Genomic DNA, 13,877 nt, shown 5'->3' with positions numbered 1-13,877 from the left:
CCCCGACCGGCCCTGGTCGTTGGGGGAGCGTGAACCATGCAGCGAAGAGCGCACGGGCGGGCTCGGCCGCCGTGCTGACATGCGCAGGACTGCTCACCATGCTGGTCCTGCTGACCGGATGCACCGATACGAGAGAGGCCCTGCTCAACGGCAAACCAGGCTCTCCCAACGATGTGATCAGCATCTTTCCGGAGGACGGGGCGAAGGAGGTCGACGCGGAGACCCCGATCCGGGTCAAGATCCCCGACGGCCGGCTGGAGAGCGTCAAGGTGATGCGGATCGAGGACGCCCAGCAGCAGACGGTGGCCGGGCGCATCGCGAAGAACGGCCTCTCCTGGAACCCGGAGCCCGGCGCGGCCCGGCTCGCCCTGGCCGCGAAGTACAGCGTCGACGCGGTGGCGGTGGACGCGTCAGGACAGCGCTCGGCCCGCCACGCCACGTTCACCACCCTCGTCCCCGAGCACCGCTTCATCGGCTACTTCAAGCCGGAGAACCGGTCCACCGTGGGCACGGGCATGATCGTCTCCTTCTCCTTCAACCGGCCCATCGCCGACCGGGCGGCCGTGCAGAAGGCCATCCGGGTGACCGCGGAACCGGCGGTGGAGGTCGTCGGCCACTGGTTCGGCAAGGACCGCCTCGACTTCCGCCCCCGTACGTACTGGAAGCCGGGCACCGAGGTCACCGTGGACATCGGACTGCGGGACGTGGAGGGCGCGCCGAAGGTCTACGGCAGCCAGGACAAGACGGTCGCCTTCACCGTCGGGCGCTCCCAGGTCTCCCTCGTCGACGCGGAGGCCAAGACCATGGAGGTGCGCCGGGACGGGGAGCTGGTCAGCACGGTCCCGATCACCGCGGGGGCCCCGAAGACGACCACGTACAACGGGAAGATGGTCGTCTCCGAGATGCACGAGGTGACCCGGATGAACGGTGCCACCGTCGGCTTCACGGACAAGAAGGGCAAGGGTGAGTACGACATCAAGGACGTCCCGCACGCCATCCGGCTCACCACCTCCGGCACCTTCCTGCACGGCAACTACTGGGCCGACGAGGAGGTCTTCGGCGAGGAGAACGTCAGCCACGGGTGCATCGGGCTGCGCGACGCGAAGGGCGGCAGCGCCACCACGCCGGGCGGCTGGTTCTTCGACCGGACCCTGATCGGGGACGTGGTGGAGGTCGTCAACTCCAAGGACAGGAAGGTCGCTCCGGACAACGGGCTCAGCGGCTGGAACATGGGCTGGAAGAAGTGGAAGGCGGGCTCCGCCCTGCGCTGACCCCCGGGGTGCGGCGCCCCTGTCCTGCGCTGACCCCGGGTGCGGCGCCCCTGTCCCGGGGGCGCCCCGCACCCCGCCCCACCTGCACGGCTCTCCCCGCCACTTGGGACGGAACGGTGACATTCCGGAGGGGATCCACCCCGCCCACGGTGTGATTATCTTGCGGTGGAGCGCGTATGAGCAGCGCGCGGGGGATGCGGGTCATGGCTTGGAAGCCGGGCCCGGCGAGGGGAGACACCACAGTGAACGTGCAGCCGATATCGGGGGCATCGGCCGGGGCGGGCAGAAAGCGGCGCGGCGGATCGGGGCCCCTGGCCCTGGCCCTGGGCGCCATGCTGTTGCTGGTGACGGCGTGCGGCGGGGACGCGGAAGCGGGAAGCAAGGGCGGCGGCAAGAGCGGCTCGAAGGCGGAGGACACCACGGCCTCGCAGGCGGTGGTGACGATCGCGCCGGAGGACGGCGCGGAGTCGGTGGCGACCAGCGGCGCGCTGAAGATCACCGCCGCGCAGGGCAAATTGACCACGGTCAAGGTCGCCGACCCCAAGGGGAACGCGGTCGCGGGCGAGATCGCGGCCGACGGCGCGAGCTGGGTGCCGGAGCGGCACCTCGCCGCCGCCACCAAGTACGCGGTGCACGCGGTCGCCAAGGACGCCAAGGGCCGTGAGTCGGCGAAGGACACCACCTTCACCACGCTGGTGCCGGAGAACACCTTCATCGGGCACTACACGCCCGAGGACGGCTCCACCGTCGGGGTCGGCATGCCGGTCTCGATCAACTTCACCCGGGGCATCACCGAGTCGGCCGCGGTGGAGAAGGCCATCAAGGTCACCGCCGAGCCGGCCGTCGAGATCGAGGGCCACTGGTTCGGCAACGACCGCCTCGACTTCCGCCCGGAGAAGTACTGGGCGCCGGGCACCAAGGTGACCGTCGAGCTCCACCTGGACGGCGTGGAGGGACGGCCGGGGGTCTACGGCAAGCAGGCGAAGACGGTGACGTTCACCATCGGCCGCAGCCAGGTCTCGACCGTCGACGCGAGCACCAAGCGGATGAAGGTCGTCCGTGACGGCAAGCTGCTCAAGGACATCCCGATCTCCGCGGGCGCCCCGGCGACGACGACGTACAACGGTCAGATGGTCATCAGCGAGAAGCTCAAGGTGACCCGGATGAACGGCGACACCGTCGGCTTCGGCGGCGAGTACGACATCAAGGACGTGCCGCACGCCATGCGGCTCTCCACCTCGGGGACCTTCCTGCACGGCAACTACTGGGGCGCGTCCTCGATCTTCGGCTCCACCAACACCAGCCACGGCTGTGTCGGTCTGCGCGATGTGCGCGGCGGCTACGACAACCAGACCCCGGCGGCCTGGTTCTACAACAGGTCGCTCATCGGTGACGTGGTCATCGTGAAGAACTCCAAGGACAAGCAGATCCAGCCGGACAACGGCCTCAACGGCTGGAACATGGACTGGGAGGAGTGGAAGAAGTAGGACTGCCTCCTGCGACTTCCCGGCTGGACCCCGGCGGGCCCGGTGCTGTGACCCACAGCACCGGGCCCGCTGTCTACCGCCCGCCGCGGGGCACCGTGCCCGGCGCCTCGGCCGTCTCCACCGCGAGCCAGTGATCCGAGAGCTGGTGGTGCTCACCCCCCGCGTAGCCGAGGATGTAGAGGACGTGGCCGGCCCGGTCCGGCAGGACGTCTTCGAGGACGAACGTCCCGTCCTCGGCGACCGGGACCGGCGGCAGGTCGGTGACCTCGGAGCCGTTCAGCCGCTGGGCCGTGATCTTCGGCGCCTCGGTCGGCTCCAGCCCGTCCAGGTCCAGTCGTCCGGTCACCCGGAACGGGCCCCCGGCGACCGCCGGGCCGTGTGCCACGTCCACGATGCGCGACGGGGCCAGGGCCTCCCGGGTCTGAATCGTGTGCAGCCAGAACTTCGTGCCCGCCTCGTCGGAGGTCACGACGAAGAGCTGTTGTCCGTCGCCGGAGAACTCCATGCCCCGCGGGACCACACGGTGGCCGGCGGCCTCGTCCTCGAAGCTGATGCGCAGCGGCTGCCGCTCGACCGACGGGTCGGCGAACGCCAGGGTCAGGTCGGCCGTATCGCCCGATGCCGCGCCGCCCTGGGCGAACCACTTGCCGTCGGGGCTGAAGGCGACGGCCGTGGGTGCCACGCCCTGCGGCAGCGGCGCGTAGGGGTTCTCGCGGAAGTTGGCGTCCTGGCCGCCGAGCAGCACGGTCCCCCGGACTCCGTCGGCGACCGCGAGGACGGAGCCGTCCGCGGAGAAGTCGGCGTCCCGGAAATCCATGCCCGGGCCCGTGCCGTCCTCGCCGAACCGGCGCTCGCCCAGGAACTCCAGCACGTTCCCGTCGGCCCCGTCCGTCACCCGGTAGATCCCCAGGTCGGGGTCGTCGGTGGGGGACCAGCGCTCCGGAGCGGTCACCAGCAGACCTCCGGGTCCTCCCTCCAGATGGACCTCGGTGCCCGTGTACATGACGACCCCGGCCGGGGCGTCCGTGGATGCCGCGGCGACGCTGACACTTCCCTGCGCACCGGAGCAGTCCTCGGGCGACGCGGCCGGCCGGCTGGTGAAGAACAGCCGCCCACCGGTGTGCACCAGCTCCCGTCCACAGCCGTCGGCCGGAGCGGGAACCGGGTCGAGAGGAGACAGGGACCCGTTCTCATGGGCGTAGCTCGCGATGTGGTCCGACTGCCCGGCATAGAGCTTCGAGCCGTCCGGTGCCACCGCGACGCCGGACAGCGGAGCGGCCCCGTCGGCGCTCGCGATGGCGGGGCCCACGCCCCCGTAGAGCAGGCCGACCACCTCACCGCGCCGCGACCCGTCCGGGTAGACCCGGTCACCGGCGATCCATACGCGCCGACTGGCCTCGTCCACCGTCATCTGGGTGAACGAAGCGGCCGACAACTCCATGCCCGGCCCCGACGGCACCACGGCGGCCGCCCCGACCCCTTCGGTCGCCGACGCGGTACCGGTGGCCGCCGTCAGCGCCGACCCGGCCAGCACACCCGTCATCAGCACCGCTGTCAGCCTGCGGCCGCTTCTTCCTGACGTGTTGCTCAACTCTGATCCCACCCCGATGTCGGAGCGCCACCGCGGATCGGCGGCGCTCTTGTGGATACAGAAGCGTCATCGGCCGGCCGGGACAAGCAGTTTGTTGCACGGGGGCCACGGCGTCTCTGCCCGTGCTGTGACCGACGGCACCGGGTCCGTCCGCGTTAGCAGTGGTTAACCTGCCTGCATGACTGTGACTCTCGAAGTACGCGACAACGTCGGAACCATCCGGCTGGACCGGCCGCCGATGAACGCCCTGGACGTGGCGGTCCAGGACCGGCTGCGGGAGCTCGCCGAGGAGGCCACCCGGCGCGAGGACGTGCGCGCGGTGATCCTCTACGGCGGCGAGAAGGTGTTCGCGGCCGGTGCGGACATCAAGGAGATGCAGGCGATGGACCACACGGCGATGGTCGTGCGCTCCAAGGCGCTCCAGGACTCCTTCACCGCCGTCGCCCGGATCCCCAAGCCCGTCGTCGCCGCCGTCACCGGGTACGCGCTCGGCGGCGGCTGCGAACTGGCCCTCTGCGCCGACTTCCGCATCGCCGCGGACAACGCCAAGCTCGGCCAGCCGGAGATCCTGCTCGGGCTGATCCCGGGCGCCGGCGGCACCCAGCGCCTGGCCCGGCTGATCGGCCCGTCCCGCGCCAAGGACCTCATCTTCACCGGCCGTATGGTCAAGGCGGAGGAGGCCCTGACGCTCGGTCTGGTGGACCGGGTGGTGCCCGCCGCCGAGGTCTACGAGCAGGCGCACGCCTGGGCCGCCCAGCTGGCGAAGGGGCCCGCGCTGGCGCTGCGTGCGGCCAAGGAGTCGGTCGACGCGGGTCTTGAGACGGACATCGACACCGGGCTCACCGTCGAGCGGAACTGGTTCGCCGGGCTGTTCGCCACCGAGGACCGCGAGCGCGGGATGCGCAGCTTCGTGGAGGAGGGTCCCGGGAAGGCGAAGTTCCTCTGATTTTCTCCCAGCGCCTTTTCCGGATGCACTCCTGACGCGGGTTCATCCCTCCGAGCGGATTATCCGGGCCTTAAGGCAACCTTAAGGCCCGGTGCCGTATCCCTCGGGACAATCCCGCCCGGGCCGCACATCGCCGCAGCTCAACGAGGCCCCGAAGAGCCTCGTTCTGCCTCCGGCATATGCCAACTGCCCTGTGCGGAATAGGGTGTTCCGGGGGGCGGATTCCCTCGGAACGGCCCCGGAGTGCGAATTCTGCGTCCATGATGGTGGGCATGGCGGGCCTGGAGGGTGTGGATCAGCCGCGACCGCGCAGCAGCGCGACCGCGGCACGCTGGACGTCGGGTATGGATGACGAACAGGCGTTCAAGGCGCTGGAGTTGTTCGGAAATCCGACCGAGGGGGAAGTCCGGCTGCCGTCGCGGCCGGAGTCCGCGGCGACCGCCCGCCGGCTCACCTCCTGTGTGGTACTCCGGCAGTGGGCCCTCTCTCCGCAGACCGCCGAGTACGCGGTACTCCTCGTCTCGGAGCTCGTCGGCAACGCGGTGCGCCACACCGGCGCCCGCGTCTTCGGGTTACGGATGGTGCGCCGCCGGGGCTGGATCCGGATCGAGGTGCGGGATCCCTCGCGCGGACTGCCGTGCCTGATGCCGGTGCGCGAGATGGACATCAGCGGGCGGGGGCTCTTCCTCGTCGACAAGCTCTCCGACCGGTGGGGCGTGGATCTGCTGCCGCGCGGCAAGACCACCTGGTTCGAGATGCGGATCTCCGACCGCTGATCCGGCCCTGATCCGGCCGCTGACCGGACCCGCTGACACGTGCCGGACGCACAGAAGCCCCCGGTCGGCCGTGGTGCGGCGCTGCGGGGGCTTCTGTGGGGGCCGTGAAAGGTGGGGTGTGTTCACGGCCGCTTACGACGACCTCGGCCCGGGTCAATGGGGGTCGTGGCTCCGACTATGGCAGACGGGCGACCTCGGTGCCAAAGATTCATTTAGGGTGATTCTCGGGTTAATCAGTCATTTCTTTGCTGAATCATAGGTGGGATCGGTCACTCGCCTGGCTTTCCGTGCATCCTTATGGCGTGGCATGAATGATTCATAGATCATTCCGACAATCGGTCAATCGGGATGTTTCGCCCGTTCCGCCTCTACTGTGTCCCGGGGAATCCGGAGATCCGGAGATCCGGGGAATCCGGGGACGCTGTGGAACGCGAGGTGGTCGGGGATGGACGGACGCAGGGCGCCGATGCGCCGCCGCGACGCGCTGGGCACCGGCGCCGGGCTCCTCGCGGCGGCTTTCGCGGCGGGCTGCGCGTGGAGCCCCGGGGGTCCGGCGGCCGTGGCCGGCGGGGCGCCCGCGTCCTCACCCCCGTACGCCGCCACCCCCGCGCCCACCGCCGCACGCGCCCCGCGCCGCATTCCCGGCCTGCCCGTCCGCATCACCCACGGCCCCCGCGACCGGCCCCGCGTCGCCCTCACCTTCGAGGGCCGAGGCGACCCCGGCCTCGCCACCGCCGCGCTCGCCCGGATCGAACGGGCCGGCGCCCGGGTCACCGTCCTCGCCGTCGGCAGCTGGCTCGACGCGCACCCCTCCATGGCCCGCCGGATCCTCGACGGCGGCCACGAGATCGGCAACCACACCCAGAACCACCGCGACCTCGCCGCCCTCGACGAGCGCGCGGCGTACGAGGAGATCACCGCCTGCGCCCGGCGGCTGCGCCGGCTCACCGGGTCCATCGGCACCTGGTTCCGCCCCTCGCCCGGCCCCGACGCCACCCCGCTCGTCCAGCACCTCGCCCGGCGGGCCGGCTACCCGCACGTCCTCTCGTACGACGTGGAGTCGCTCGACCACGCCGCGACCGGGGTACCTGCCGTCCTGCGCAAGGTGACGGGCGAGCTCCGGCACGGCTCCGTGGTGGGGCTGAGCCTCGCCCGGCCCGTCACCGTCGCCGCGCTGCCCCTGCTCCTCACCGAGATCGAGCGGCGCGGGCTGCGCGCGGTGACGGCCACGGAGCTGCTGAGCTGACGTCAGGGCCGGTGCACCAGGGGCCGCCGGCTCCCGGCCCCTGCCCCGGCCGCCGCATCCGTCACCCGTACGGCCGGATAATCTGATCCAGACATTCGGCACCACGAAGGGGCGGGAACAGTGGCGGACATCGAGTCGGCGCGGACGGTATTCGAGAAGTTCGACGCGAACGGCGACGGTCTCATCACGGCCAACGAGTACAAGAGCGCGATGGCGCAGCTGGGCGACCCGTTCGTCACCGAGACGGTGGCCCAGGCGATCATCAACGCCCACGACGGCAACGGTGACGGCCTGCTCACCTTCGACGAGTTCTGGGCCGCGCAGAACAAGGCCTGAGCCGCTACGGGACCCCCGGCCGCCTTGGGCCGGCCGGGGGACCTGTGCGGTTTGCCGGGTAGGTGTCCGCCGGAGACGATCGAGCCGTGCTCTTCTCCGGACCTCCGGCCGATCCGACCGCACCGACGCCGCCGACGGGCTCCGGCACGTCGGCATCCGGCTCCGGTACGTCGTCGTCCGGACCTGGTCTGCCGTCGGCCACCGGAGCCGGCCCGCCGTCCACCGGACCTGGTACGACGGCCACCCCTCCCCGTCTGCCGTCAGCCGGTGCACCCGCCGACGCCGCGACCATCGCCCTGGCAGCCGCCGGACTCCTGGCGCTCCTCATAGCCCTGGCCGGCCCCGGGATCGCCGCGCGCGGCACCGGGGAGCTGCGGATACCCGGCGCGGGGCTCACCACCCTCCTCCGTACCGTCCTCTTCTCCGCACTCGCCGTCCACCTCGGTGAGCTCCTCGCCCCGCAGCTCATCCGGCCCGTCCGAAGCCGCCCCCGTACCGCCGTACGGAGCTGGTCCCTGTACGCCGCGCTCGCCGGGGCCGCCGCCGCGGCCGGGCAGATCGTGCAGCTCGCCGCCGTCAGCGGGCTCGGGATCACCGAGACGTACGCGACCCGGGACGGCGGGCTGCTCCTGCTCATCGCCAACGGCCTGGTCCTGGCCGCCCTCTGCGCCGCGAGCAAGCGGCCGGCCCTCGCCCTCGCCCCGCTCGCCGTCGTCATCGGCGCGGAAGCCATCCGCGCCCACCCGGAGGCGTACAGCCCGGAGATCGGCGCCGCGCTCACCGTCGTCCACCTGACCGCCGCGTCCCTGTGGACCGGGGGCCTGCTGTACGTCCTGCGGACCATGTGGCTCTGGCGTGGGTCGCCCGACGCCGCCCGCGCGCTGCTCGGCCGGTACGCGCGCCTGGCGATCTGGCTGTACGTGGCCCTCGCCGCCACCGGCACCGCATCGACGCTGCGCCGGCTGCCGCTGGACACCGTGTTCACCTCCGCCTACGGGCGCACCCTGCTGGTCAAGCTGGCGCTGATGGCGGTGGTCAGCGCGCTGGCGGTGGCGGCCCGGCGGCGGATGCTCCGGGACACCGACCCGGCCGTCGCCCACCGCCTCGCCCGCCGCGAACAGGCCGTGCTGGGCGCGGTCGTGGTCGTCTCGGCGATCCTCACCGTGGTCCCCGACCCGCACGGGATGTCGCTACGACCCTAACCCCGTCCCCAGCTCCGCAACTCGTCGTCGCGCGGGGCCAGGACGAGAGCCGGGGCACCGGGCCCGAAGAACCGCACGGGCCGCGACGCGTCCCAGGACGGCCACCCCGGGTCGCCCGTCGTCGCGAACTCCACCCACGCCCGGTGCATCGCGTCGGCCAGCTCCTGCGGGGCGTCCGGTCCGGTCAGGGCCATCGTGTCGGGGTGGGCGAGCGTGTCGAAGACGAACCCCAGCTCCAGCGCGTGACAGGCACCGAGCCGCTGTACGGGGGAGGGCCAGCCGAACTCGTAGACGTACGTGGACCCCGGGGCACCGGCCCGCGCGTCCGCCAGCCGGTTGAGCGGGACCCGCAGCAGGAGGTCCGTCGCGAGGGCGCCGAGGAGTTCGCCCGGGGTGGCGTCGGGGCGGTTGGACCGGTAGGTGCGGGCGGTCGCGTTCGGGACCTTGAACTTGAGCAGGGCCAGGCGGAGCTTCAGCCGGCTGATGCGTTCGGTCAGGCCGCCGGGGACGAACCAGAGCCGGTACTCCTCGGTGTTCGTCCCCATCAGCAGGTCGATCCCGGCCGCCGCCGGGCCCGTACGCAGCGCCTCGGCCGGGTCCTGGGTCAGCAGCTCGCCGTCCACCACGAGCTGGAAGGAGTTGCGGCCGGTCAGCGGGTTGCCGCCGCTCGTCACCTCGGTCTGCGCGGTCAGCAGCGCCGCCGGGTCCACGGCGGCGAAGGCGGCGGCGGTGGCGGGGACGCCGAGCCGCCGGGCGATCAGCTCGGTCGTCCCGCGCGCGGCGTCCGGGGTGAGGGCGGCGGGCGCCCCGCTCTGGAGGACCGCCCGCCGGAACAGCCCCGCCGCCCGGTCCGTGGCCAGCAGGGCGCCGATGCTCACCGCCCCCGCCGACTCCCCGGCCACCGTCACCCGGTCCGGGTCGCCGCCGAACCCCGCGATGTTCTCCCGCACCCACTCCAGGGCGGCCAGCTGGTCCAGCAGCCCCCGGTTGGCGGGCGCGTCCGGGAAGAGGCCGAAGCCCTCGACGCCCAGGCGGTAGTTGACGGAGACGAGCACCACCCCGTCCCGGGCGAACGCGGACCCGTCGTACACCGGCACCGCCGAGGAACCGTGCAGCAGCGAGCCGCCGTGGATCCAGACGAGTACGGGAAGCCCCTCGGCCCTCTCGCCACCCTCGGCCCCCTCCGTGGACGGCGTCCACACATTGAGGTTGAGCCACTCCTCGCCCTCCACCGCCGGGTCCGGCAGCAGCCGGTCCAGCGGCGGGGCGTAGGGCCGCTTGGGCGCCGTGGGCCCGAACGCGAGGGCGTCGCGCACGCCCTCCCACGGCTCCGGCGGCTCCGGCGCGCGGAACCTCCGCGCGCCCACCGGCGCAGCCGCGTACGGAATGCCGCGGAAGACCGCGACACCCCGCTCCACCGCACCGCGCACCGTGCCCTGCACGGTCCTGGCTCTGGCCTCCACGATGTCGGACATGGTGTGTGCCAACCCCTCTCGCGGTGCGGTGGCTTCAGCGGGTCACTTCAGGTAGACCAGCCCGTCCGTGGTCAGGGCCGGGCGGCCCTTCGTACCGACCACCACGATCTTGACCGTGTGCTGGGCGCTGGTCGACCAGGACTGCGTCCAGATCGCGTCCCGGTACTTGGTGGCGGTCGACTTCAGGTCCACCGTGGCCACCTTCTTGCCGTCGACATAGACGTATGCCTGCCCCGAAGTGGCGGCCCGCGACACCACCCAGGCGGCTGACCGGCCGGTGAACGTCCAGGTCAGGCTCGCGTTCTTGGTGCTGCTGGTCAGAGACCTGCCGCCCAGGTAGCTGGAGGAGGACTTCGCCGTCCACTTCCCGGTCTTCGTGGCGGCGGTCTCCTGGAGGATCACCGGGGTGCCGGAGACCGAGGCGGCGGCCGTGTTGCCCGCGTGGTCGTACGCCGTCATCTTCCAGGCCGTCGCCGCACCGGACTTCGCGGTGTGCGAGGCGCTGCCGGTCGTCGGGCCGTACGTCTTGGCGACGGGCGCGGTGAGCCGGACCTCCTTGAGGGCGGTGGCGTCGGTGGCCTTCCACGTCAGGGTGAGCGGGACGGCGGCCGTGTTCACGGTGCCGGCGCGCAGGGTCAGGGCCGGCTTGGTGGTGAAGACGGGGGCCGTGCGCTCGGCGACGATCGTGGCGGCCGCCGATGTGGTGACCTTGCCCGACTGGTGGGTGGCCCGCACCTGCACGGAGTGCTTGCCGACCGCGAGGGTGGCCGCGACCGAGGTGACGTTGCCCTTGACGGTGGCCACCGGCTTGCCGCCGACGAGCAGTTCGTACTGCTTCACGAGGGCGGCGGGCGTGGCCGCCTTCCAGCCGACGGTGACGGCAGACCTGGTGTAGTACGTGGAGCCGGAGGCGCTGCTGTGCTCTCACGTGTGAATTCCCCGGGGACTGTGGTGGAAGACATGGCATTCCGACCGGTCAGCCGCTGACCGGGGGCACGGCGAAGTGGCCGGCCCGGCCGGTGGGGCGACCCGGGACATGCTTGCGCGGCACAGTCTTCCATGCGATCGCTTCCGACCGGGCCTGTCCCTTCCCGACTGCCGCGATGTGATCCGATCGATCTGATGGACCCGATGGGCCCGATGGATCGGATCGGAAGTGGGGGGTCGGCCCCAGGGGGCTTGGAAGGCTTCCGCCTCCAAGCCCCCTGGCCTCACGCAGGTGTGGCGGGGCGCTCTCAGGCGGCGAAGTAGCGGGACATCGAGTTCCGCGCGTCCAGCTCCACCAGGTCCGGGCGGGTGTAGCGCTCGGCGCGCGCGTGATAGTCGAAGTCGCCTCGTACGAGACTCCGGTAGTCCTGTACGCAGCGTTCGAGTGCGGCCCGGGTCGTGGAACTGATCCCCGCCGCGTCGATTTCCTCGATCAGCTCCTTTTCCGCCCGCACCACCCGCTCGGCAATACGTGCCAGTTGAATTCCGGCCTCGTCGACGGCTTCCTGGAGTGTGGAGCCGCGGTCGCGCTGGATGAGCCGTACCGCATTGTGCTCGTAGCCGAGCGCGGCTTCTTTCTCGAACGAGCAGATGTCGTTGCAGAGCCCCGAATGATCGGTCACCGCGTTCCGCAGGGCGATGTACGCGGGCAGGCTCCGGGCCGAATCCGGCAGATCGATTCCGGCGGTGATCTCATGGAGATCCAGGAACGGCTGCATGGCCACCGAGTCCCGGCGGTGCTTGACGAAGTCCGACCGGCTCGGCACCTGCCCGGCCGCCCGCTCGACCGCCTCGGCGTAGTACGTCCAGAGCCAGGCCGCCGTATCCCGCCGGAACTGCCGGTTCCACTGCGGGGACCGGTCGCGGCAGGTCCGCTCGCGCAGCCCGGCGAGCGCCTGCTCCATCGGCCCGCGCGGCGCGGCCCCGTCGAACACGTCCACCAGCCGGGTGATCGCGGCCTCGCACATCAGGGGGTCACGGCCGGCCGGCCCGTCGTCGAACTCGTCGTCCACCAGGAAGGCCCAGAACAGCCATTGGCAGAAGAGGTCCAGATGGTGCTGCGACGCTTTCGGGAAGATGAGGGAAATCCAGAGTTCCGGCCGGGTACGGATCATCTTCCTGCGGGCCGGAACAGAGAGAATCAGCCCCTCCGCTTCCGCCCATTCCCAGGCGGCCTCCCTGGTTTTCTCCAGACCCGGATTGCACCCAGCGCTGGCGAACGGCATATGAAACGCCGGTAACGTTATCTGGCTCATTGCTGCCCCTCGTCGAATGAGTACGGATGGGCGATGCGCGCCGCGCATTCCCGGTGATCGCGCATGGGCGCGCTCCCGCCGGAGGGCGGCCGCCGGGTGTCCATATGCCCTGGCCAAGGGGAGACCGTACGAGGTGAGCCGGTCATCGCTGTCCTCTCTCCTCCGCCGGGGTGGGGCACCGGAGCTGGGTCGACGAGTCGGCGAGACCGATCGCGTCACCATGCGTGAGGCTTAGTCAACCCCCTGTGGAGGGGTGGAGGGAAGCCATATGTGACCGGAATTGCTTCATCGGTCAGAACTGCTGCGCAGCTATGAGCAGTTGGAGGGCTTCTGAGACTGAAAACAACCGGAGGGGCCCCAGTGCGTCGCACCGGGGCCCACGCCGGTCAGGTGCGCTTGAAGAACTCGACCTCGCCGAGGGCGATCGGACGGCCCTCGGCCCGGCCCGCCGCCTCCAGCAGGACGAGCTGCACGGAGGCGACGTCGCTGATGCCGGTCCGTACCGTCTGCTCGCCGGGTTTGTCGTTGAGCGTGAGCTGCTGCTTGTGGCGCGTGCCGTCCGCCGTCGTGACGATCAGCTCCGCCCGGATCGGCCGCGGCTCCCGGCGGAACTCCTCGGGCTCCTTCGACGCCCCGGTGTGCAGGACGACCCCGACCAGCCGGAACGGCGTGGCGAAGGTGCACGTCAGCGACGAGCCCAGCGACGGTGCGCCCCAGTACTTGTTGGTCAGGCCGTCGGTGGCCGCGCCCGCCGGATGGCCGGGGGCCGCGCCGCTCGCGGTCACCCCGGAGGGGCTGATCTCCGCCGTGCCGCCGAGCTTGTCCCGGACGTCCTCGAAGAGCACGCGGCCGGCCGGCAGGAACAGGAAGCCCGCGAAGAGCAGCCCGACGACCGCCAGCACCAGCAGGATCCGCCGCAGCACCCGGCCCGACCGGACCCGCACTCGGCGGTGGAACGGCCACACCGTGCGCCACCACGGCAGGGGCGCGGACTCCTCCTTGGGGTGGAGCAGGGCCGCGCAGCGCCGGCAGAACCGCCGCCCGGGCCGGTTCGGCGTCCCGCACTTCGGGCACGGCGGCCCGTCCGGCGCCTCGTCCTCCTCCACCGGCCGGACCACGGGCCGCCGCGCCACGGGCTTCGCCGGCCGGACGGCACCGATCGGCGCCTCGGGGGTGGGGGAGGACGCGGGCTGGGCGGGGCGTACGGGAGGCGTCGTGGGGTGCGGGGGGTGTTGGGGGCTGTCTCTTATACACATCTCCGAGCCCACGAGACAGGCAGAAATCTCGTATGCCGTCTTCTGCTT

At 71.5% G+C, this 13,877-nt stretch carries 11 protein-coding genes and 1 pseudogene; 7 read left to right on the top strand and 5 right to left on the bottom strand.

Going from position 1 to position 13,877, the window contains the following annotated elements:
* Positions 1–29 precede the first annotated feature (29 nt).
* Positions 30–1,271 carry a L,D-transpeptidase gene (locus IF17_RS0122925; RefSeq protein ID WP_030568876.1) on the top strand — a complete coding sequence of 414 codons (1,242 nt, stop codon included), beginning with the start codon at positions 30–32 and terminating at the stop codon, positions 1,269–1,271.
* A 242-nt stretch (positions 1,272–1,513) separates the two neighbouring features.
* Positions 1,514–2,758 (top strand): L,D-transpeptidase, encoded by a 1,245-nt coding sequence (locus tag IF17_RS0122920; RefSeq protein WP_030568874.1) that lies wholly within the window; start codon positions 1,514–1,516, stop codon positions 2,756–2,758.
* Between the two features lie 73 nt (positions 2,759–2,831).
* Here IF17_RS0122920 and IF17_RS0122915 read toward each other — a convergent pair whose 3' ends face one another.
* The gene (locus IF17_RS0122915; protein WP_244890541.1) at positions 2,832–4,301 is read right to left on the bottom strand and encodes a WD40 repeat domain-containing protein; all 1,470 of its coding nucleotides are present in this window, start codon (positions 4,299–4,301) and stop codon (positions 2,832–2,834) included.
* A gap of 226 nt (positions 4,302–4,527) precedes the next feature.
* On the opposite strand from IF17_RS0122915, the gene IF17_RS0122910 reads away from it, so the two are divergent.
* The 5 genes from IF17_RS0122910 (at position 4,528) to IF17_RS0122890 (ending at position 8,855) form a co-directional block, all read left to right on the top strand.
* Positions 4,528–5,295: an enoyl-CoA hydratase/isomerase family protein gene (locus IF17_RS0122910; RefSeq protein WP_026241053.1), complete on the top strand. Its 768-nt coding sequence runs from the start codon at positions 4,528–4,530 to the stop codon at positions 5,293–5,295.
* 260 nt (positions 5,296–5,555) lie between these two features.
* Positions 5,556–6,071: an ATP-binding protein gene (locus tag IF17_RS0122905; protein WP_018509817.1), complete on the top strand. Its 516-nt coding sequence runs from the start codon at positions 5,556–5,558 to the stop codon at positions 6,069–6,071.
* A gap of 445 nt (positions 6,072–6,516) precedes the next feature.
* Positions 6,517–7,317 carry a polysaccharide deacetylase family protein gene (locus IF17_RS0122900; protein WP_030568869.1) on the top strand — a complete coding sequence of 267 codons (801 nt, stop codon included), beginning with the start codon at positions 6,517–6,519 and terminating at the stop codon, positions 7,315–7,317.
* Positions 7,318–7,437: 120 nt separating this feature from the next.
* Positions 7,438–7,653: an EF-hand domain-containing protein gene (locus IF17_RS0122895; RefSeq protein WP_018509815.1), complete on the top strand. Its 216-nt coding sequence runs from the start codon at positions 7,438–7,440 to the stop codon at positions 7,651–7,653.
* Between the two features lie 254 nt (positions 7,654–7,907).
* Positions 7,908–8,855: a CopD family protein gene (locus IF17_RS0122890; RefSeq protein ID WP_373036960.1), complete on the top strand. Its 948-nt coding sequence runs from the start codon at positions 7,908–7,910 to the stop codon at positions 8,853–8,855.
* Here the strand turns inward: IF17_RS0122890 and IF17_RS0122885 are convergent.
* From IF17_RS0122885 to IF17_RS0122870, 4 genes and pseudogenes are all read right to left on the bottom strand, one after another.
* Positions 8,852–10,330, bottom strand: a complete 1,479-nt coding sequence (locus IF17_RS0122885; protein ID WP_030568866.1) for a carboxylesterase/lipase family protein — start codon at positions 10,328–10,330, stop codon at positions 8,852–8,854. The genes IF17_RS0122890 and IF17_RS0122885 overlap by 4 nt on opposite strands.
* Positions 10,331–10,372: 42 nt before the next feature.
* A pseudogene (locus IF17_RS0122880) lies at positions 10,373–11,248 on the bottom strand (N-acetylmuramoyl-L-alanine amidase); the annotation flags it as partial.
* Between the two features lie 317 nt (positions 11,249–11,565).
* The gene (locus IF17_RS0122875; RefSeq protein ID WP_030568864.1) at positions 11,566–12,573 is read right to left on the bottom strand and encodes a terpene synthase family protein; all 1,008 of its coding nucleotides are present in this window, start codon (positions 12,571–12,573) and stop codon (positions 11,566–11,568) included.
* A gap of 386 nt (positions 12,574–12,959) precedes the next feature.
* Positions 12,960–13,877 (bottom strand): zinc ribbon domain-containing protein (locus IF17_RS0122870; RefSeq protein WP_342342168.1); only part of this gene is annotated, 918 nt, incomplete at its 5' end.

Source organism: Streptomyces cyaneofuscatus, assembly GCF_000718135.1.
Lineage (GTDB): Bacteria > Actinomycetota > Actinomycetes > Streptomycetales > Streptomycetaceae > Streptomyces > Streptomyces cyaneofuscatus.
The sequence above is the reverse complement of the archived record's forward strand: the minus strand, read 5'-3'. Positions and strand labels throughout refer to the sequence as shown.